Origin of the sequence: Kitasatospora sp. NPDC002965, assembly GCF_040611255.1 — a bacterium.
Lineage (GTDB): Bacteria > Actinomycetota > Actinomycetes > Streptomycetales > Streptomycetaceae > Kitasatospora.
The window spans coordinates 13,139-34,293 of record NZ_JBEXNT010000105.1; the positions used below are offsets into that span (position 1 = coordinate 13,139).

At 72.9% G+C, this 21,155-nt stretch carries 10 protein-coding genes; 7 read left to right on the forward strand and 3 right to left on the reverse strand.

Annotated features, from left to right (window positions below; genetic code table 11):
• Positions 1 to 235: 235 nt before the first annotated feature.
• Together ABZY91_RS30940 and ABZY91_RS30945 are read left to right on the forward strand one after the other, a co-directional pair.
• Positions 236 to 877, forward strand: a complete 642-nt coding sequence (locus tag ABZY91_RS30940; protein ID WP_329878806.1) for a TetR/AcrR family transcriptional regulator — start codon at positions 236 to 238, stop codon at positions 875 to 877.
• A 264-nt stretch (positions 878 to 1,141) separates the two neighbouring features.
• Positions 1,142 to 2,191 (forward strand): endonuclease/exonuclease/phosphatase family protein, encoded by a 1,050-nt coding sequence (locus tag ABZY91_RS30945; protein ID WP_355406126.1) that lies wholly within the window; start codon positions 1,142 to 1,144, stop codon positions 2,189 to 2,191.
• A gap of 25 nt (positions 2,192 to 2,216) precedes the next feature.
• On the opposite strand, the gene ABZY91_RS30950 is transcribed toward ABZY91_RS30945, so the two are convergent.
• Positions 2,217 to 3,974, reverse strand: a complete 1,758-nt coding sequence (locus tag ABZY91_RS30950; RefSeq protein ID WP_355406128.1) for an NAD+ synthase — start codon at positions 3,972 to 3,974, stop codon at positions 2,217 to 2,219.
• A gap of 152 nt (positions 3,975 to 4,126) precedes the next feature.
• Between ABZY91_RS30950 and ABZY91_RS30955 the strand changes: the two genes are divergently transcribed.
• Both ABZY91_RS30955 and ABZY91_RS30960 read left to right on the forward strand, forming a co-directional pair.
• A complete protein-coding gene (locus tag ABZY91_RS30955) occupies positions 4,127 to 5,488 on the forward strand; it encodes a glutamine synthetase family protein (RefSeq protein ID WP_329878801.1) in 1,362 nt (453 codons plus the stop codon).
• A 166-nt stretch (positions 5,489 to 5,654) separates the two neighbouring features.
• A complete protein-coding gene (locus ABZY91_RS30960; protein WP_329951643.1) occupies positions 5,655 to 6,866 on the forward strand; it encodes a hypothetical protein in 1,212 nt (403 codons plus the stop codon).
• Here the strand turns inward: ABZY91_RS30960 and ABZY91_RS30965 are convergent.
• A complete protein-coding gene (locus ABZY91_RS30965; RefSeq protein WP_355406131.1) occupies positions 6,833 to 8,002 on the reverse strand; it encodes an acyltransferase in 1,170 nt (389 codons plus the stop codon). The two genes, ABZY91_RS30960 and ABZY91_RS30965, sit on opposite strands and share 34 nt — an antisense overlap.
• A gap of 429 nt (positions 8,003 to 8,431) precedes the next feature.
• Here ABZY91_RS30965 and ABZY91_RS30970 point away from each other — a divergent pair, with 429 nt between their 5' ends.
• Positions 8,432 to 11,461 (forward strand): bifunctional [glutamine synthetase] adenylyltransferase/[glutamine synthetase]-adenylyl-L-tyrosine phosphorylase, encoded by a 3,030-nt coding sequence (locus tag ABZY91_RS30970; RefSeq protein WP_355406133.1) that lies wholly within the window; start codon positions 8,432 to 8,434, stop codon positions 11,459 to 11,461.
• A gap of 157 nt (positions 11,462 to 11,618) precedes the next feature.
• On the opposite strand, the gene ABZY91_RS30975 is transcribed toward ABZY91_RS30970, so the two are convergent.
• Positions 11,619 to 12,491, reverse strand: a complete 873-nt coding sequence (locus ABZY91_RS30975; RefSeq protein WP_355406139.1) for a phosphatase PAP2 family protein — start codon at positions 12,489 to 12,491, stop codon at positions 11,619 to 11,621.
• Between the two features lie 358 nt (positions 12,492 to 12,849).
• Here ABZY91_RS30975 and pulA point away from each other — a divergent pair, with 358 nt between their 5' ends.
• Both pulA and ABZY91_RS30985 read left to right on the forward strand, forming a co-directional pair.
• The gene (pulA, locus tag ABZY91_RS30980) at positions 12,850 to 18,354 is read left to right on the forward strand and encodes a pullulanase-type alpha-1,6-glucosidase (RefSeq protein ID WP_355406135.1); all 5,505 of its coding nucleotides are present in this window, start codon (positions 12,850 to 12,852) and stop codon (positions 18,352 to 18,354) included.
• A gap of 513 nt (positions 18,355 to 18,867) precedes the next feature.
• The coding region (locus ABZY91_RS30985) for a M4 family metallopeptidase (RefSeq protein ID WP_355406137.1) at positions 18,868 to 21,155 on the forward strand (2,288 nt) is incomplete at its 3' end.

Sequence of the window (21,155 nt, forward strand, 5' to 3'; positions counted from 1 at the left end):
CGGGTGCCCGCCCGTGCCGGTGGGCTCCGGACCGTGCCGGCGGGCGCCCGGCCGTAACGGCGGGCGTCTGACCTGCGGCACCGCTGAGCGAGAATGGGGGCCCTGCCCGCTTCGGAACGTCCGGAGCGGCGGGGCCGCCGTCCGTACCGGGGTCTCGGCCCGTCCCGGTCGTGGGCGGGAGAACCGGGAGTGGAGCGACGTCGTGTGTCCGCGAGGAGCCAGGGAGAAGAGCGGGATGAAGACGGACCCCACGGCCGAGCCGGCCTCCGTCGGGCCGCGGCGCGGCCGACCCCGCAGCGAGGCCGCCGAGCAGGCCATCTTCGCCGCGGTCGAGGAGCTGATGGCGGCCGGCACCAGCCTGTCCGCGCTGACCATCGAGGGCATCGCCACCGCCGCCGGCGTCGGCAAGGCCACCATCTACCGGCGCTGGCCCAACAAGGAGGCCCTGCTGGTCGACATGCTCCACCGGATGGAGGCGCCGGTCCCCGAGTCGAGCGGCGGCTCCGCGCGCGACGACCTGATCGCGATGGTCGAGTACATGCGGATGCGGGGCCTGGCCAAGCGCTCCCGCTGGGTGCTCAAGGTCGCGCTCGGGCAGATGCAGAGCTGGCCCGAGCTGCACACCGCGTACCGCGAACGGGTGATCGGCCCGCGCCGGGAGCTGGCCCGGCAGGTGGTCCGCCGGGGAGTCGCCGACGGTCTGCTCCGGTCCGACCTCGACGAGGAGCTGCTCGGCGACATGCTGCTCGGGCCGATCCTCGCCCGCAGCATCCTCTGGGACGACTCCGACCTGGAGGACCCGGAGCTGGCGGTCCGGATGGTCGACGCCGTCCTGGAGGGACTCGGCGGCCCGGCGTTCCGCGCCGGGGGTTCCTGAACCACCCCGGCGGGGCCGGGGCGGGCCGTGACCCGGCCGCCGTCGGTCCGGTCACCGGCCCGCGTCGCCGGTCCGCCCGGGTCGACGTGGCATGGCTCACCAAACCCGGCCGCGCCGGAACCCCGGTCCACCGGCCGGACGTCTGTCCCGGCATAGGCTGAGCCGGGAATCCGACCAAACCGGCACCAGTCCGGCACGCCGCCCGCCGCTCGGCGGCGGCGGACATCGGACCGGACAGACGGCGTGAAAGACGGGAGCCACGGTATGGCGCAGGCGGACAGGACGGATCTCATGGCGGCGGCGGAGGCCGGTGACCAAGGGTCCGCCCGGCGCCCGGCGCCCGGCTTCCTCGCCCTGCGCGGCTGGGGCCGGGACGCCCGGGGGAGCCGTACCTGGCGACGCGGCCTGGTGGTCGCCGCCCTGGCCCTGCTGACCGCGGCGCTGCTGGCGTTCCACGCCGAGGTGCCGAACAGCGTCGGCAACCTGGGCAGCCTGCTGGAGACCTTCCTGCCCTGGCTCGGCCTGGCCGTGCCGGTGCTGCTCGTCCCCGCCCTGCTGCGGCGCTCGGCCACCGCACTGATCGCCCTGCTGCTGCCGGTGGCGATCTGGGTCAACCTGTTCGGCGGCCTGCTCACCGACAAGAGCGGCGGAGCCGGCGACTGGACGGTCCTCAGCCACAACGTGGCCGCCGGGAACACCGACCTGCCGAGCACCGTACGGCTGCTGGAGGGGTCCGGCGCGCAGATCGTCGCGCTGCAGGAGCTGGAGTCCAAGGCGCGGCGCACCTTCGAGAGCGAGCTCGCCGACACCTACCCGTACCACGCGGTCGAGGGCACCGTCGGCCTCTGGTCGAAGTACCCGATCGGGGAGGTCGCGGTGGTCGACATCAAGATGGGCTGGACCAGGGCGTTCCGCGCGCAGGTCACCACCCCGCAGGGACCGGTCGGGGTGTACGTCGCGCACCTGCCGTCGGTCCGGCTCAGGGCCGAGGGCGGCTTCACCGTCAACCAGCGGGACGCCAGCGCCCAGGCCCTCGGCGACGCCATCCAGGCCGACCCCCTGAAGAAGGTCCTGCTGCTCGGCGACCTCAACGGCACCATGAACGACCGCAGCCTGGCCCCGATCACCTCGCAGATGCGCTCGGCCCAGGGCGCCGCCGGCGACGGGTTCGGCTTCAGCTGGCCGGCGGCCCTCCCGATGGCCAGGATCGACCAGATCATGAGCAAGGGCGGCCTGAAGCCGACCGACTCCCGCACCCTGGACCGGGACGGCAGCGACCACCTCGCGGTGGCCGCCACCTACCGGTACCGGTGACCCGGTCCCGCCGTGCCGCTCCCGGTCAGCCGCGCCGCCACCGGTTGGTGATCGGGAGGCGGCGGTCCCGGCCGAAGCCCTTGACCGAGATCTTCGGGCCCGGCGGGTACTGCCGCCGCTTGTACTCGGCGGTGTCGACCAGCCGGACCACCCGGTCGACCACCGCCGGGTCGAAGCCCGCCGCCACGATCGCGTCCCGGCCCTGGTCGCCCTCCACGTAGAGGCCGAGCACGGTGTCCAGCAGGTCGTAGTCGGGCAGCGAGTCGGTGTCCTTCTGGTCCGGCCGCAGCTCGGCGGACGGCGGCTTGCTGATGGTGTTCTCCGGGATCGGAGGCACCTCCCCGCGCCGTTCGGCCTCCTCGTTGCGCCAGTGGGCCAGCCGAAAGATCAGCGACTTGTAGACGTCCTTGATCGGGCCGTACGCGCCCACCGAGTCGCCGTAGAGCGTGGAGTAGCCGACCGCGAGCTCGCTCTTGTTGCCGGGCGCGAGCACGATGTGCCCCTCCTGGTTGGAGATCGCCATCAGCAGGGTGCCGCGCAGCCGGGACTGCAGGTTCTCCTCGGCCAGACCGGTCAGGTCGGTGGCCGCCAGGTAGGCGTCGAACATCGGGGCGATCGAGACCGTCCGGAAGTTCAGGCCGGTGCGGCGGGCCAGCTCGGCCGCGTCGTCACGGGAGTGCTGCGACGAGTAGCGGCTCGGCATCGAGACGCAGTACACGTTCTCCGCGCCGATCGCGTCCACCGCGAGGGCCGCCACCAGCGCCGAGTCGATGCCGCCGGAGAGACCGATCAGTACCGAGCGGAAGCCGTTCTTGCGCACGTACGCCCCGGTGCCGGCGACCAGCGCCGCCCAGATCTCGGCCTCGTCGCTCAGCCGCGGCGCGACCTCGGCCCGGGGCGCCGGCGCGGCGTCGGCCGTCCCGGCCGTCCCGGCCAGCTCGGTGCGGACCAGGTGCAGGCCGTCGGCGAGCAGCAGCCCGTCGGTGTGGTCGCTGCTGGCGGCCGGCAGGTCGAGGTCCAGGACCAGCAGGTGCTCCTCGAACTGCGGCGAACGGGCCAGCACGTCGCCGTCCGTGCCGACCACGATCGAGTCGCCGTCGAAGACCAGCTCGTCCTGGCCGCCGACCATGTTCACGTACGCGAGCGCGCAGCCCGCCTCGGCGGCCCGGCGCCGCACCAGCTCCAGCCGGACGTCGTCCTTGTTCCGCTCGTACGGCGAGCCGTTGATCACCAGCAGCAGACCGGCCTCGGCCTCGCGGGCCGCGGTCACCCGGCCGCCGTCCTGCCAGATGTCCTCGCAGATCGCGAGCGCGACGTCCACGCCGTGCAGGCGCAGCACCGGCAGCTGGTCGCCGGGGACGAACCAGCGGAACTCGTCGAACACGCCGTAGTTCGGCAGGTGGTGCTTGGCGAAGCGGGTGACCACCTCGCCGTGGAACAGCACCGCCGCGCAGTTCTGCGGCGACCCCGCCGGCCGGCCGAACCGGGGCGAGGCCTGCTCGGACCGCCCGAGGTACCCCACCAGCACCGGCACCTCGCCGAGCCCCTCGCCGGCGAGCCGTTCGGCCAGTTCGACCAGTCCGGACCGGGACGCCTCCACGAACGAACGGCGCAGGGCGAGGTCCTCGACGGGGTATCCGGTGAGGGCCATCTCGGGGAACGCGACCAGCTGGGCACCGGCCTCGACGGCCTGCTTGGTCCAGTGCACCACCTCATCGCTGTTGCGTGCGATGTCACCGACCCACGGGTCGGTCTGGCAGAGGGCGAGACGGAGATTGGGCATGCCCCCGAGTGTAATCGTCGATCTGACGCAATGTCTCGGCCGGGGTTGCCGCTGCCTTCGGCCGCGGCGATCCGCCATGATGGGGGTCAGTCGCTGTCGGGGTGGTTTCCGGGCGTAACACGAACGTAAAGAGCAGAGGTGAGACTGTCCCCATGGGCAAGCAGCAGGAGTTCGTGCTTCGGACGCTCGAAGAGCGTGACATCCGGTTCGTCCGGCTGTGGTTCACCGACGTGCTGGGGTTCCTGAAGTCGGTCGCGGTGGCGCCGGCCGAACTGGAGCAGGCGTTCGAGGAGGGCATCGGGTTCGACGGCTCGGCGATCGAGGGATTCGCCCGGGTCTACGAGTCGGACATGATCGCCAAGCCGGACCCGACCACCTTCCAGATCCTGCCGTGGCGCTCGGAGACGCCCGGTACGGCCCGGATGTTCTGCGACATCCTGATGCCGGACGGCTCGCCCTCCTTCGCCGACCCGCGGTTCGTGCTGAAGCGGACCCTGGAGAAGGCCTCCGCCCAGGGCTTCACCTTCTACACGCACCCCGAGATCGAGTTCTTCCTGCTGAAGAACCTGCCCGGCGACGGCACCGCGCCGATCCCCGCCGACCAGTCGGGCTACTTCGACCACACCCCGCGCGGGGTGGGCCACGACTTCCGCCGCCAGGCGATCACCATGCTGGAGTCGATGGGCATCTCGGTCGAGTTCTCGCACCACGAGGGCGCGCCCGGCCAGCAGGAGATCGACCTGCGGTACGCCGACGCACTCTCCACCGCCGACAACATCATGACCTTCCGTCTGGTGATGAAGGAGGTCGCGCTGGAGCAGGGCGTGCACGCCAGCTTCATGCCGAAGCCCTTCTCCGACCACCCGGGCTCGGGCATGCACACCCACCTCTCGCTGTTCGAGGGCGACCGCAACGCCTTCCACGAGTCCGGTGCGGAGTACCAGCTCTCCAAGGTCGGCCGCTCCTTCATCGCCGGCCTGCTGCGGCACGCCGCCGAGACGGCCGCCGTCACCAACCAGTGGGTGAACTCCTACAAGCGGATCTGGGGCGGCTCGCAGCGCACCGCCGGCGCCGGCGGCGAGGCCCCCTCGTACATCTGCTGGGGGCACAACAACCGCTCCGCGCTGATCCGCGTCCCGATGTACAAGCCGGGCAAGCAGGGCTCCACCCGGGTCGAGGTCCGCTCGCTGGACACCGGCTGCAACCCGTACCTCGCCTACGCGGTCACCCTGGCCGCCGGCCTCAAGGGCATCGAGGAGGGCTACGAGCTCCCGCCCGGCGCCGACGACGACGTCTGGGCGCTCACCGACGCCGAGCGCCGGGCCCTCGGTATCCAGCCGATGCCGCAGAACCTCGGTGAGGCCATCGACCTCATGCAGCGCAGCGAGCTCGTCGCCGAGACCCTGGGCGAGCACGTGTTCGACTTCTTCCTCCGCAACAAGCGCCAGGAGTGGGAGGAGTACCGCTCCGAGGTGACGCCGTTCGAGCTGCGGAAGAACCTCCAGGTGCTCTGAGGCTGACGCCAAGTCAAGGACCCCCGGGCCCGCTGTCGTTCGAATGGATGACGGCGGGCCCGCCGTTCGGGTGGGTGCGAACCCCGATGGCGGAATGTGAGGAGAGTGTGACGGTGGGTTGTGATCCGATAAGCGTGATCAACCCCTCCCACCTGAAGAGGACCGCATGCCCTCCTCCATCGTCAGCCGCGCCGCCGCCTCCCGTCTGATCGCCCGCCGGATCGGGATCGCGGGGGTCGCCGTCGCCGCCGTCGCGGGACAGTTGCTGTCCGGCCCGGTCGCCGACGCCCGCGGGTCGGGCCCGAAGGGCCCGGAGCTGCGCGCCGACACCATCGCCTCGAACCCGCTGCCCTTCACCACCCGGTTCCAGGGAGACTTCCACGGGTCGGTCACCCGCATCAGCAACTCGCTGATGACCTGTGACGAGAGCCAGCCCCCGGTCGACCCGGCGCAGCCCGCCTGCGCGGACGCCCGCACCGGGGCGGGCAGCCGCCCGATCAACAACAACTACCAGATGAAGTACATCAACATCGATCCCGGTTCGGTCGGCCCGCTGGGCGACCCCATCTACTCGGCCAGCTCCGCCGACCTCGGCCTGCTCGAAGGCTCCCAGGTCAAGTACGCCCGGCTGTACTGGGGCGGCACCCGGGGCATCGGCGACACGGTGCTGCCGGAGAGCCAGATCGACGAGATCTACCTGAAGTTCCCGGGCGAGAGCCAGTACCGGAACATCGAGAACGACCAGCCGTCCATCGGCTACATCACCACCACCGAGGAGAGCAGCTACCAGGCCTCCGCCGACATCACGGACCTGGTCAAGCAGCACGGCAACGGCACCTACACCGCGGCCAACATGGACTCCGTGGTCAAGCCGCACAGCTGGGGCGGCTGGACGATCGTGGTCGCGTACGAGAACCCGTGCAAGCCGCTGCGCCACGTCCACCTGTGGGACGGCTTCCAGGTCGAGCTGCCGGACAGCCCGCCGCGCGAGTTCACACTCGGCGGGCTGCGGACCCCGGCCACCGGTCCGGTCGCGGGCAAGCTCGGCTTCGTGGTCTACGACGGTGACCTGAAGTGGACCGGCGACACCCTCGCCATGAAGTCCACCAACGGTCCGCTGACACCCTTCCAGGACGTGAACCACCCGGTCGACGACTCGTTCAACTCCACCATCGAGGAGCTGGCCCCGGCCGACCAGTTCGCCCGGAACCCGTACAACCGCAACAACTTCGGCTACGACTCCAACCGGTGGGACATCTCGCCCTACCTGCGCAACGGGGACACCGACATCTCCATCAAGTTCGACACCGACAAGGACGGCTACGACCTGGGCGTCTTCTACGCCTACGTGAACCTGGACGGCTCCGCGGAGGGCTGATCCCGCGTCACCGGCGAGCGCCGCTGCCGCACCACCCGCACCGGGTGGCGCGGCAGCGGCGCTCCGCCGTGCCGGGGCGTGCCGCGCAGCAGGCGCTCGCAGGGGCGCTCGACCCCGTGGTACAGCGCACCGGCGGCCAGGAGCGAGACACCGGCCAGCAGCAGCCAGACGGCCGCCGTCGCCGCCACGGCCCCGGGCGCGGGCCGGCCGGCCGCGTGCAGCCAGCAGCGGATGCCGATCTCGTGCACCAGGTACCAGGCGTACGACCACTCGCCGAGCCGGACGGCCGTCCGCCCGGCCAGCAGCCGCGGCCCGCCGGCCGGCCCGAGGTCCCGCTGCGCGGCGGCCGTCAGCAGGACGGCGAACAGCGGGGCCGGGAAGAGCTGTGCGGCGCTGTACGGGCCCCACCAGACGGAGTCCGGCGCGGCCGTGTGCCACGGCACCAGCAGCAGGTGCCAGCCGGCCACCGCCGCCGCGGCCGGGGCGAGCGGGACGCGGGGGAGCAGCCCGTGCCGGACGGCCAGCCCGGCGACCACGCCGAGTACGAACTGCGGGGTGCGGGTCAGCGGCAGGTAGTCGAGCAGCCAGCCGCGGACGGCCGGGTCGGCCGGCAGCAGCGGACCGGCCAGCCACAGCGCCGGGCCGACCGCCGCGCAGAGCGCGGCGAGCGGCGTCCAGAGCCGGCGGCGCCCGGCCAGGGCCCGCAGGAGGAAGGGGAAGAGCAGGTAGAACCAGGCCTCGGCGCCCAGCGACCAGGCGGCCGGGTTGCCGCCGAACACCGTCCCGGGGGCCCAGGTGTGCAGGAGCGGCAGCGACCAGAGGACCGCCGCGAGCGGCAGGACGGCGCCGAGGGCGGCGCCGGCACCGAGCGAGAGCGCGGTGGTGAGCGCGTGCAGCGGCCAGATCCGGGCGAACCGGCGGCGGGCGAAGCGGCCCGGAGCGGTCGGCACGCCGTCGTACGTCCAGGCGAGGACGAAGCCGGAGAGGACGAAGAAGAAGGTCACCCCGCTCCGGCCGTACCAGCCGAGCGGGCCGAGGACGGGCACCTCGCCGACCTTGCGGGCCAGGTGGTAGACGACGACCAGCAGCGCGGCCCAGAACCGGAGCCCGGTGAGCGAGGGCAGGCGGGCGGGCATCGGGGCTCCGGAGGGGCGGGGAGGAGGAGGGGAAGAGGAAGCGGGGAGGAACGGACGGGAACGAGGACGGGCCGGGTGCGGGCCGGGTGCGGGAACGGCTCGACTCCGGTTCCAACGATCCGGGGCGGGTCCGGGACACGCGCCCCGAACCCGCCCCGGGCTCGGCGCAGCAGACCGGTGCTCCGGTCGAACCGGACCGTGCCGTTCGCGGAGGCGGCCTCCACCCCGCCGAGCGTCCGTCGGACGCAGGAGACCCGGAGCCCCCCGGCCCGGGCCCGCACACGCCCGGCGAGACGCCGAGCAGCAGCCGGAAGGCGGCGCCGGCGGCCGGAACCGGTGGCGCCGGGGCGCGCCCCGGCGGGCCCGGCCGCGTACGCTGCTGTGGCGGGCCCGCCCTGTGGCCGGGAGGGCCGGAAAGCCGGAGGGGCGATGTCGGTGGAGGAACAGCGGGCCGGGAGCCGGGTCAGCCGGCCGGAGGTCAGGCTGGTGCGGCGCGGGTTCACCGACCCCGAGCGGGCGCTGCGGCTGCTCGCCGAACCCGCCCTGGACGGGCTCGCCGGGGACCCGGTGCTGCTGGACGCGCTCGGCGCCACCGCCGACCCGGACCTCGCCCTGCTCGGCCTGGCCCGACTGCTGGAGGCCGCCGACGCGACCGACCGCCACACCCTGCGCGACACCCTGACCACCTCGAAGCCGCTGCGGGACCGGCTGCTCGGCGTGCTCGGCGAGTCCACCGCGCTCGCCGACCACCTGGCCCGGCACCCGCACGACTGGCACATCCTGGTCACCTTCGAGCTCCGCGACATGCACCCCGGGCCGGAGGACTTCCGCCGCGCGCTCCACCAGGGCGTCTGGGAGAACGACGCGGGCGCCCGCAGCCGGGCCGACGCGCTGCGGATCGCCTACCGCCGCTGCCTGCTGGCCATCGCCGCCCGCGACCTCACCGGCACCACCGACCTCGCCCAGACCGCCGCCGAGCTCGCCGACCTGGCCGGCGCCACGCTGCAGACGGCCCTCGACATCGCCGCCGAACAGGACCCGGACGCCGCCGCGGTCTGCCGCCTGGCCGTCATCGGCATGGGCAAGTGCGGCGGGCGCGAACTCAACTACGTCTCCGACGTGGACGTCATCTACGTCGCAGAGCCGTGCGAGGGCGCCGACGAGCACGAGGCGCTCAAGGCCGCCACCCGACTCGCCGCCGCGCTGACCCGGCTCTGCGCCGACACCACCGGTGAGGGCACGATCTGGCCGGTCGACGCCAACCTCCGCCCCGAGGGCCGCAACGGACCGCTGGTCCGCACCCTGGCCAGCCACCTCGCGTACTACCAGCGCTGGGCCAAGACCTGGGAGTTCCAGGCACTGCTGAAGGCCCGCCCGGTGGCCGGGGACACCGAACTCGGCGAGGCGTACGTGGCGGCGCTGGCCCCGCTGGTCTGGCAGGCCGCTGCCCGGGAGAACTTCGTCACCGACGTGCAGCAGATGCGCCGCCGGGTGATCGAGTCCATCCCCGCACCCGAGCTGGACCGCCAGCTCAAGCTCGGCCCGGGCGGCCTGCGCGACGTCGAGTTCTCCGTCCAGCTGCTCCAGCTGGTGCACGGCCGCACCGACCCGGCCCTGCGCAGCGGCAACACCCTGGAGGCGCTGGCCGCACTCTCCCGGGGTGGGTACGTGGGCCGGGCCGACGCCGCCTCGCTGGACGCCGCCTACCGGTTCCTTCGCTCGCTGGAGCACCGGATCCAGCTGTACCGGCTGCGCCGCACCCACCTGATGCCCACCGGTGAGGAGGACCTGCGCCGGCTGGCCCGCTCGCTCGCGCCGCTGATCAACGGCGACACCCGGGCCGATCCGGTCGCGGCCCTCCAGCGGGACTGGAAGCGGCACGCCGTCGAGGTGCGGCGGCTGCACGAGAAGCTGTTCTACCGGCCGCTGCTGGACGCGGTCGCCGAACTGCCGGTCGGCGCGGCCGGCCTCACCCCGGACGCGGCCCGGGCCCGGCTGGAGGCACTCGGTTACGCGGACCCGGCCGCCGCCCTGCGGCACCTCTCGGCGCTCGCCTCCGGGGTGAGCCGCAAGGCCGCCATCCAGCGGACCCTGCTGCCGGTGCTGCTCGGCTGGTTCGCCGACTCCGCGGACCCGGACGCCGGGCTGCTCAACTTCCGGCAGGTCTCCGACGCGCTCGGCCGGACGCCGTGGTACCTGCGGCTGCTGCGGGACGAGAGCGCCGCCGCCGAGCAGCTGGCCCGGGTCCTGTCGGCCGGCCGGCTCGCCCCCGACCTGCTGCTACGGGCCCCCGAGGCGGTCGCCATGCTCGGCGACCCGCAGGGGCTGGTGCCGCGCGGGCGGGCCGCGCTGGAGCAGGAGGTGCTGGCCGCCGTGGGCCGGGCCGACTCGACCGCCGCGGCGGTGGCCGCCGTCCGCGCGGTGCGCCGCCGGGAGCTGTTCCGGACCGCCGCCGCCGACGTCCTCGGGCGGCTCGGTGACGATCCGGCCGAGGCGCTGGACGCCGCCGGGGAGGCGCTCACCGCGCTCAACGCCGCCACCCTGCAGGGCGCGCTGCGGGCCTGCGTCGCCGGCTGGGAGGCCCGGAACGGGGCGCTGCCGACCAGGATCGCGGTGATCGCGATGGGCCGCTTCGGCGGACGCGAGCTCGGCTACGGCTCCGACGCCGACGTGCTCTTCGTCCACGAGCCGCTGCTCGGATCACTGGAGGAGGACGCGGCCCGGGCCGCCCAGGCGGTCTGCAACGAGCTGCGCTCGCTGCTGGCCGCGCCGTCCACCGAGCCGCCGCTGGAGGTCGACGCCGACCTGCGTCCGGAGGGGCGCCAGGGTCCGCTGGTGCGCACCCTCGCCTCGTACACGGCGTACTACCGGCGCTGGTCGCACGTCTGGGAGAGCCAGGCGCTGCTGCGGGCGGAGCCGGTGGCCGGGGACGAGGCACTGGGGGAGCGGTTCCGGCAGCTGATCGACCCGATGCGCTACCCGGGCGCGGGGGTGGCGGAGCGGGACCTGGTGGAGATCCGCCGGATCAAGGCCCGGATCGAGGCCGAGCGGCTGCCGCGCGGCGCCGACCCGACCACCCACACCAAGATCGGCCGGGGCGGGCTGGCCGACGTGGAGTGGACCGTCCAGCTGCTCCAGCTCCGGCACGGGCACGGGCTTCCGGCGCTGCGCACCACCCGGACCAGGGCGGCGCTGGCGGCGGCGGTGGAGGCGGGGCTGGTCGAGGAGGCGGACGCGGAGGTGCTGGACGCGGCCTGGGTGCTGGCCTCCCGGGTGCGGTCGGCGGTGATGCTGGTCCGCGGCCGGCCGGGGGACTCGTTCCCCGCGGACGCCCGGGAACTCGCGGGGGTGGCCCGCTACCTGGGGTACGGCGCCGGGCACAGCGGGGAGCTGGTGGACGACTACCGGCGGACCACGCGGCGGGCCCGGGCGGTGGTGGAGCGGCTGTTCTACGGGTGAGACCCGGGCCGACCCGGCACCCCGGGCGACCCTCAGGGGTCGCCCCCGCGCCCTCGCGCCCCCGCTCCGCACCGGCGCCCCCGCTCCGCACCGGCGCCCCGGACGGACGGCGAAGGGCCCCGCGAAAGATCGCGGGGCCCTTCGGAAGGTCGGGGGGTCAGCGCCGTCCGGCGGTCACCGAGGACTCGCTCCACTGCTCGGGGACCGTGACCGGTTTCTCCTCGGCCGACTCCCGGGCGGGCACCCTGGGCAGCCGGTAGGGCCAGGCGTGGTAGATCAGCCGGGCGGCGGCGAAGCCGACCGCGAGGCAGACGATGCCGCCCACCGCGTCCATCCAGAAGTGGTTGGCGGTGGCGACGATCACCACCAGGGTGGCCACCGGGTAGAGCAGGCCGAGCACCCGGACCCAGGTCGCACGGGCGAGGAAGAAGATGGTCAGCCCGCACCAGAGCGACCAGCCGATGTGCATCGAGGGCATCGCCGCGTACTGGTTGGAGACGTGGGTGGCCGGTCCGGAGGCCATCGAGCCCCAGGTGCCGTGCGTCTTCACGGTGTCGATGAAGCCGCCGTCGGTCATCAGCCGGGGCGGCGCCAGCGGGAAGAAGTAGAAGCCGACCAGCGCGATGCCGGTGGTGATGAACAGCACCGTGCGCGCCGCGCCGTAGCGGCCCGGCTGCCGGCGGTAGAGCCACACCAGCACGCCGATGGTCACGACGAAGTGCAGTGTCGCGTAGTAGTAGTTCATCCCCGTGATGAGCCAGCCGACGCCGTCCACCGCGTGGTTCACCGAGCGCTCGACGGCGACGCCGAGGGCGCGCTCGAAGTCCCAGATCCAGCCCGCGTGCTTCTGGGCGATCGACTCCTGCTCGGGGACGGCGTTGCGCACGAGGGAGTAGATCCAGTAGCTGAGGCCGATCAGCGCCAGCTCGAACCAGATCCGTGGCCGGGCCGGGGAGCGGCGCTGCTCGCGGACGCGGCTGCGCAGCGCAGCCGTACGGGTCTGGGCCGCGCGGGTGGCTCCGTCGGGCATGCGGCCGCCGTTCTGCTGGATCTCGGTCGGTTCCCCCATGGACGAGAAGTCTGCCAGACGTCCCGTAGCCGTCTGCTCATCCTCTGGAAGTGGATTCTTCACCGGCTGTCCCCCTTCAGGGCTAGGGGGTTTCTCCCGCCGGGGCAGGGTGTACGGGCGAATCTGGTGCGAACCGGCGGGACGGGCATACGTCCCATTGTCACGCCGGGCGGCGCGGGTGGCGCAATCGGGGGTCGGGCGCCGCTGCGGCAGGCGTATCTTCCCCGCCCGAAACCCTTTCTGCATCTTGCTGAAACATATTGCAGGCCGCTAGCGTCCTGGCAACTCGCTCACCCCTTCCCCCGCAAGGGAGCCCTCCGTGGCCGATGTCCCGCCCCGCCGCCGGCGGCGCACCACCCGCAGACCCGGCCGGACGGCGGTGCTGCTCGCCGCCTCGCTGACCGCCGCCACCCTCGGTACCGCCGGCCCGGCCGCACTCGCCGCAGGCCCGCCCGGACCGCCCTCGGACGCCGCGCTCGCCGCCACCGCCGGGCGCCACGACCTGACCCGCGAGCAGTTCTACTTCGTCCTGCCGGACCGGTTCGCCAACGGCGACCGCGGCAACGACACCGGGGGCATCACCGGCACCCGGCTGGACCACGGCCTCGACCCGGCCGACAAGGGCTTCTACCACGGTGGCGACCTGGCCGGCCTGCTCCAGCGGCTCGACTACGTCCAGAACCTCGGCACCACCGCGATCTGGATGGCGCCGCTCTTCCGGAACAAGCCGGTCCAGGGCACGGGCGACAGCGCGAGCGCCGGGTACCACGGCTACTGGATCACCGACTTCACCCAGGTCGACCCGCACTTCGGCACCAACGAGCAGCTCAAGGAGCTGATAGCCGAGGCCCACCGGCGCGGCATGAAGGTCTTCTTCGACGTCATCACGAACCACACCGCCGACGTCATCGACTACCGGCAGCAGCAGTACGGCTACCGCACCACCGGGGCGTTCCCGGTCCTGGACGCCGACGGCAGGCCGGTCGACGAGACCGCGCTCGCCGACGCGAACGCCGCCTGGCCGAAACTGGGCAAGGACTCGTTCCCCTACAGCCCGGTCTTCCGCCGGCCGGCCGACGCCACCGCCAAGACCCCGGCCTGGCTCAACGACCCCGCGCTCTACCACAACCGGGGCGACTCGACCTTCGCCGGCGAGTCCGCGACCGAGGGCGACTTCTCCGGCCTCGACGACCTGGACACCCAGAACCCCAAGGTGGTCAAGGGCTTCGAGAAGGTCTACCAGCAGTGGGTCAGGGAAGCCGGCGTGGACGGCTTCCGGATCGACACCGTCAAGCACGTCAACATGGCGTTCTGGCAGCAGTGGGCCCCCTCGCTCAAGGAGTTCGCCGCCAAGCAGGGCAACCGCAAGTTCTTCATGTTCGGCGAGGTCTACTCCGGCGACCCCGCGGTCACCGCGCCGTACGTCACCAGGGGCCGGCTCCAGGCCACCCTCGACGTCCCGTTCCAGAACGCCGCCCGCAGCTACGTCTCCCAGGGCGGCTCGGCCCGCACCCTCGCCGACGTCTACGGCCAGGACTACCGCTACACCACCGCCGACACCGACGCCTACGAGCTGCCGACCTTCCTCGGCAACCACGACATGGGACGGTTCGGCTCCTTCCTGCTCGCCGACGACCCCGGCGCCGACGAGGCCACCCTGCTGCGCAGGGACCGGCTCGGCAACGAGCTGATGTTCCTCACCCGCGGCCAGCCCGTCGTCTACTACGGCGACGAGCAGGGCTTCACCGGCGCCGGCGGGGACAAGGACGCCCGGCAGGACGTCTTCACCTCGCAGACCGCCTCCTACAACACCGACCGCGTGCTCGGCGGCGCCACCGGCCCCGCCGACCGGTACGGGCAGGACGGTGAGCTGTACCGGGGCATCGCCGGCCTGGCGAAGCTGCGCCGCGACCACCCGGCCCTCGCCGACGGCGCCCAGATCGAGCGGTACGCCGCCGACGGACCGGGCGTCTACGCCTTCTCCCGGATCGACGCCGGGCAGCAGGTCGAGTACCTGGTGGCCGTCAACAACGCCGCCGGACCGAAGACCGTCACCCTGGACACCTTCTCGGCCGGCCGGGGCTTCGACCGGATCTACCCGGAAGCGGGCGAGCGCCTCACCAGCGGCGCCGACCGCAGGCTCACCGTCACCGTGCCGCCGCTCTCCTCCGTCGTCCTCAAGGCCGCCGGACGGATCGCCCCGGCCGCCGCCGCGCCCTCGATCACCCTGCGCGCGCCCGCCGCCGGCTCCACCGGCACCGTCACCGTCGGAGCGGACGTCCCCGGTGGCGGGTTCGACCGGGTCACCTTCGCCGCACAGGTCGGTGACCGGCCCTGGCAGGTGCTCGGCACCTCCGACACGGGCCGCCACGCCGTGACCCAGGACCTCGCCGGCGTCGCCCCCGGCACACCGGTCCGGTACAAGGCCGTGGTCCAGGACGCGGCCGGCCGGCTGCGCTCCGCCACCGGCGGCTTCACCACCGGCACCCCCGACCCCCGGCCGGTGCCCAGCGCCACCGCCCGCCCGTACGCCGTCGTCCACTACCAGCGCAAGAACGGCGACTACGACGGCTGGAACCTCTACGCCTGGGGCGACCTCGCCGACGGCGAGGCCACCCCGTGGCCGGCCGGGCACGGCTTCACGGGCCGGGACGCGTACGGCGCCTTCGCGTACGTGAAGCTCAAGCCGGGCGCCTCGGACGTCGGTTTCGTCGTGGAGAAGGACGGCGTCAAGGACGTCGACGCCGACCGCCGGATCGACGTCGGCGCGACCGGCGAGATCTGGCTCAAGGAGGGCGACCCGACCGTCCGGACCGCCGACCCCGGGCCGGTGAGCACCCCGCCGGCCGGCACGGCGGTGATCCACTACAACAGGGCCGACGGCGACTACGACGGCTGGGGCCTGCACGACTGGACGGGCGCCGCCACCCCCACCGACTGGGGCAACCCGCTGATGCCGGTGCGCCGCGACTCCTTCGGAGCCGTCTTCGAGGTGCCGCTCGCCCCCGGCGCGACCAGCCTGAGCTACATCCTCCACCGGGGCAACGACAAGGACCTGCCGAACGACCAGTCCCTCGACCTCACCGGCACCGGCCGCGAGGTCTGGATCCTCGGAGGCCGCGAGGGCTACCTGCTGCCGCAGACCGCCGCCGCCTCCTCGCAGCTGGACCTCGGCTCGGCCAAGGCCCAGTGGATCGACGCGAGGACGGTCGTGGTCCCGGCGGGCTACGGCGCCGCCGACGCCGCCCTCGCCGCCGGCACCAGCGCCCAGCTGGTCTACGACCCCGCCGGCGGCATCCGCACCGAGAAGGGCGCGCTGACCGCGGCGGGGCAGTGGATCCGGTTGGAACCGGTTTCGGGCGGGCTCACCGCCGCGCAGCGGACCGCGTTCCCGCACCTCGCCGGCTACCGGGCGTTCACGGTCGACCCGCGCGACGCCACCCGGGTGGCCGCCGCCCTGCGCGGCCAGCTGCTCTTCACCGAACACCTGCCCAGCGGCGCCGTGCTGGCCGCCACCGGCGTGCAGATCCCCGGCGTCCTCGACGACCTGTACGCCCGGCGCACCGGCAAGGTCGACCTCGGCCCGGCCTACTACCGCGGGAAGGTCGCACTGTCCCTCTGGGCACCGACCGCACAGGAGGTGTCCGTCCAGGTCTTCGACTCCCCGGCCGGTGGCACTCCGAAGACCCTCCCGCTGAAGCTGGACGACGAGACCGGCGTCTGGGAGATCGTCCGCGACAAGGCCGAGTTGGACGGCAAGTACTACCTCTACCAGGTCAGGGTCTGGGCGCCGGGCGCCCGGCAGATGGTGGTCAACACCGTCACCGACCCGTACTCGGTCGCGCTCTCCACCGATTCGCGGCGGAGTCTGGTCGCGGACCTCTCCGCCGCGGCGCTCAAGCCCCCGGGCTGGGAGGACCACGCCGTCCCGGCGGCCGTCCCGCTCGCCCGGCAGCAGATCCAGGAGCTGCACGTCCGGGACTTCTCGGTGGCGGACGCCACCGTCCCGGCCGCCGAGCGCGGCACCTACCTGGCCTTCACCGAGTCCGAATCGGCGGGCATGAAGCACCTGCGCGAGCTGGCCCTGGCCGGGGTGACCACCGTCCACCTGCTGCCGACCTTCGACATCGCCACCGTCCGGGAGAACCGGGCCGAGCAGAAGCTGCCCGCCTGCGACCTCGCCGCCCTGGCGGCCGACAGCGACAGGCAGCAGGAGTGCGTGGCCGCCGTCGCCGCCGAGGACGCCTACAACTGGGGCTACGACCCGCTGCACTACACGGTGCCGGAGGGCTCGTACGCCACCGACCCCGAGGGGACCGCGCGCACCGTGCAGTTCCGGCGGATGGTGCAGGCGATCCACGCGGCCGGGCTCCGCGTGGTCCTCGACGTCGTCTACAACCACACCGCGGCCGGCGGCCAGGCCGAGCACTCGGTGCTGGACAAGGTCGTCCCCGGCTACTACCAACGGCTGGACGCCGACGGGAAGGTGACCACGGACAGCTGCTGCGCCGACACCGCGCCCGAGCACGCCATGATGAACCGCCTGGTGGTCGACTCGGTGACCACCTGGGCCCGCGAGTACAAGGTGGACGGCTTCCGCTTCGACCTGATGGGCCTCGACCCGAAGTCCACCATGCTGGACGTGCAGGCCGCGCTGCGCCGGATGACTCCGGAGTCGGACGGTGTCGACGGCAGGAACGTCCTCCTCTACGGCGAGGGCTGGAACTTCGGCGTCGTCGCGGACAACGCCCGCTTCGAGCAGGCTACCCAGCTCGCCATGGCGGGAACCGGCATCGCCACCTTCGACGACCGGCTCCGCGACGCGGCCCGCGGCGGCAACTTCCAGCTCTCCTCCGCCCCGCAGCAGGGCTTCGCCTCGGGCCTGTTCACCGACCCGAACGGCTCGCCCGCCAACGGCACGCCCGAGCAGCAGAGGGCCCGGCTGCTGAAGCAGATGGACCAGTTGAAGGTCGGGCTGACCGGCAACCTGGCCGGCTACGCCTTCACCGACAGCTCCGGACGGGCCGTCACCGGCCGGGAGGTCGACTACAACGGCGCCCCGACCGGCTACGCGGCCAGGCCGGGCGAGGCGGTCGGGTACGTGGACGCGCACGACAACGCCGACCTGTTCGACGCGCTGGCGTACAAGCTGCCGCCCGCCACCGCGCCCGCCGACCGGGCCCGGATGCAGGCGCTGGCGCTCTCGCTGACCGCGCTCACCCAGGGCTCCGGCTTCGCCCAGGCCGGCAGCGACCTGTTGCGCTCCAAGTCGCTGGACGCCAACTCCTACGACTCCGGCGACTGGTTCAACGCCGTCCAGTGGGATCCGGAGCGGGGCAACGGCTGGGGCCGGGGCCTGCCGCCGGCGGCGGACAACCGGGAGATGTGGCCGGCCGCCAAGGCCCTGCTGGCCGACCCGCGGCTGGTCGTGGGCGCCGCGGACATCCGGGCGACGAGCGCGCAGTACCAGGAGTTCCTGCGGATCAAGCGCTCCTCGCCGCTGTTCTCGCTGCCCACCCTGGCCGCCGTCCAGCAGCGGCTCTCGTACCCGCTCTCCGGCACGCCCGGCGAGACCCCCGGGGTGATCACCCTGCACCTGGACGGGTCCGGGGCGGCGGGCGCGGAGAAGGGCGTCACGGTGGTGTTCAACGCGACGCCCGCGGCGCAGAGCCAGACGGTCGGTGCCCTGGCGGGCACGGCCCAGGCGCTCCACCCGGTCCAGGCCGGTGGCTCCGACCCGGTGGTGAAGCAGGCCGGATTCGCCTCCGCCACCGGCACGTTCACGGTGCCGGGCCGGACGGTGGCGGTGTTCGTGCAGGGCTGACGACCCGCCGACGGGGCCCGGTTCCATTCAGGGAATGGAGTTGGCCGAAAACCGACCCTGGCACGGCCGGAAAGGTGATGTGCCGTGCCTGTCGGGCGCTGTCGTCCGGCATCCGGACCCGGCTCCGGACCGGATGCGCTGGTCAGTGCCCGCGGGGGGTGATCGAACCTTTCCGGCGGTGATGAAAACGATCTCCGGTAGTTCCCACGGCCGTAACACGGGTGGCGGTCCGACAGATGTACGGGTCGGTAGCTAATCGGCCAATCCATGGCATGCATCTGTCATTCACGGCTCGTTTGCTGCCACGATTCCTCCGGCTGCAGACGAGGGGGCCCCACCCCCCGGTGCAGCTGTCCCAGGTCAGGTACAGCGCATCCCCCCTGCCAGTACGTCAGCTCCGCAACCGCACCCGCGCCGCGCACCCGGCGGCGGGGGCCCCCACTGAGTCGCGACCCCGCGACCAGGTTCTCTCCACCGTCCGCGAACCCCGCGGCGGTCGGAAAAGGAGTCCGCATGTCCCGTTACGCCCACGCCCGGAAGGCAGCGGTTGTCATGGCCGCCTCCACCGCGCTGCTGGTGACCGGCATCCCGGTCATCGCGCAGGCGGTCACCCCTGACGCACCGGCGATCGTCGCCGCGCAGCAGGCGAGCCGGGCCCAGCTGATCGCCTCCGCGAACCAGCAGACCGCCGGCCTCGCCCAGACCCTCGGCCTCACCGGCGAGGAGAAGCTGGTCACCAAGGACGTCGTCCAGGACGCGAACGGCGCCCGCCACCTGCGCTACGAGCGCACCTACGCCGGTCTCCCGGTGCTCGGCGGCGACCTGATCGTCCACCAGGACGCCACCGGCGCCACCCAGGGCGTGACCAAGGCCAGCGACGCCGTGCTCTCCGGCGTGAACACCTCGCCGAAGCTCGCCGCCCCGAAGGCCCAGGAGGCCGCGCTCGCCGCCGAGGCGGGCTCCTCCCTCGACGCCGCCCCGCGCCTGGTCGTCTGGGCCGCCGACGGCGCCGCCAAGCTCGCCTGGGAGACCGTCGTCACCGGCAAGGAGTCGGACGGCACCCCGAGTCGCCTGCGCGTCGTCACCGACGCCACCACCGGCGCCGTGCTCGGCAAGAACGAGGCCATCAAGACCGGCACCGGCCAGGGCGTCTTCGTCGGCAACGTGCCGCTGACCACCACCCAGAGCGGGTCCACGTACCAGCTCAAGGACGGCACCCGCGGCGGCCAGTACACGACCAACATGAACAACGGCACGACCGGCAACGGCACGCTGTTCACCAAGTCGAGCGACACCTGGGGCAACGGGCAGGCCAGCAACAAGGAGTCCGCCGCCGTCGACGCCCAGTACGGCGCCGCCGCGACGTGGGACTTCTACAAGAACACCTTCGGTCGCAGCGGCATCCGCAACGACGGCGTCGGCGCCTTCAGCCGGGTCCACTACGACAGCGGCTACGTCAACGCCTTCTGGGACGACGACTGCTTCTGCATGACCTACGGCGACGGTGACAACAACACCCACCCGCTGACCGAACTCGACGTCGCCGGCCACGAGATGAGCCACGGCGTCACCTCCGCCACCGCCAACCTCAACTACTCCGGCGAGTCCGGCGGCCTCAACGAGGCCACCTCCGACATCTTCGGCAACGCCGTCGAGTTCTACGCCAACCTGCCCGCCGACAACCCGGACTACCTGGTCGGCGAGCTGATCGACATCAACGGCAACGGCACGCCGCTGCGCTACATGGACAAGCCCTCCAAGGACGGCCGCTCGGCCGACTCCTGGTACTCGGGCGTCGGCAACCTGGACGTCCACTACTCGTCCGGTGTCGCCAACCACTTCTTCTACCTGCTGGCCGAGGGCAGCGGCGCCAAGGTCATCAACGGCGTCAGCTACAACAGCCCGACCGCCAACAACGTCACCGTCACCGGCATAGGCCGGGACAAGGCGCTGCAGGTCTGGTACAAGGCGCTGACCTCGTACATGACCTCCACCACCAACTACTCCGCCGCCCGTGACGCGACCCTCAAGGCCGCCAAGGACCTGTACGGCGAGAACAGCCCCGAGTGGATCGCCGTCGGCACCGCCTGGGCCGGCGTCAACGTGGGCACCGTGCCCCCGAACCCGGGCGGCGTCACCGTCACCAGCCCCGGCAACCAGAGCACCAAGGTCGGCACCGCCGTCAACCTGGCCGTCAAGGCCACCGGCGGCACCGCCCCGCTCACCTACACCGCCACCGGTCTGCCGGCCGGCCTGTCGATCAACGGCTCCACCGGCGTGATCACCGGCACCCCGACCGCCGTCGGCACCTCCAACGTCACCGTGACCGCGAAGGACGCCGCGAACAAGACCGGCACCGCCACCTTCACCTGGACGGTCACCGACACCAGCACCACCTGCACCCCGGCGCAGCTGCTCGGCAACGCGGGCTTCGAGACCGGCACCGCCGCGCCGTGGACCGCCTCCAGCGGTGTCGTCGACAAGTCGGCCTCGCAGGCCCCGCACGGCGGCACCTGGAAGGCGTGGCTGAACGGCTACGGCTCCACCCACACCGACACCCTCTCCCAGACGGTGTCCATCCCGGCCGGCTGCAGGGCCACGCTGAGCTTCTACCTGCACGTCGACACCGGTGAGTCCGGCTCGACCGTCTACGACAAGCTGGCCGTGACCGTCAACGGCACCGCGCTGAAGACCTACTCCAACGTGGACGCGGCCTCCGGCTACCAGCTGCGCACCTTCGACCTCTCGGCCTACGCGGGCCAGTCGGTGACGATCAAGTTCACCGGCACCGAGGACGCCTC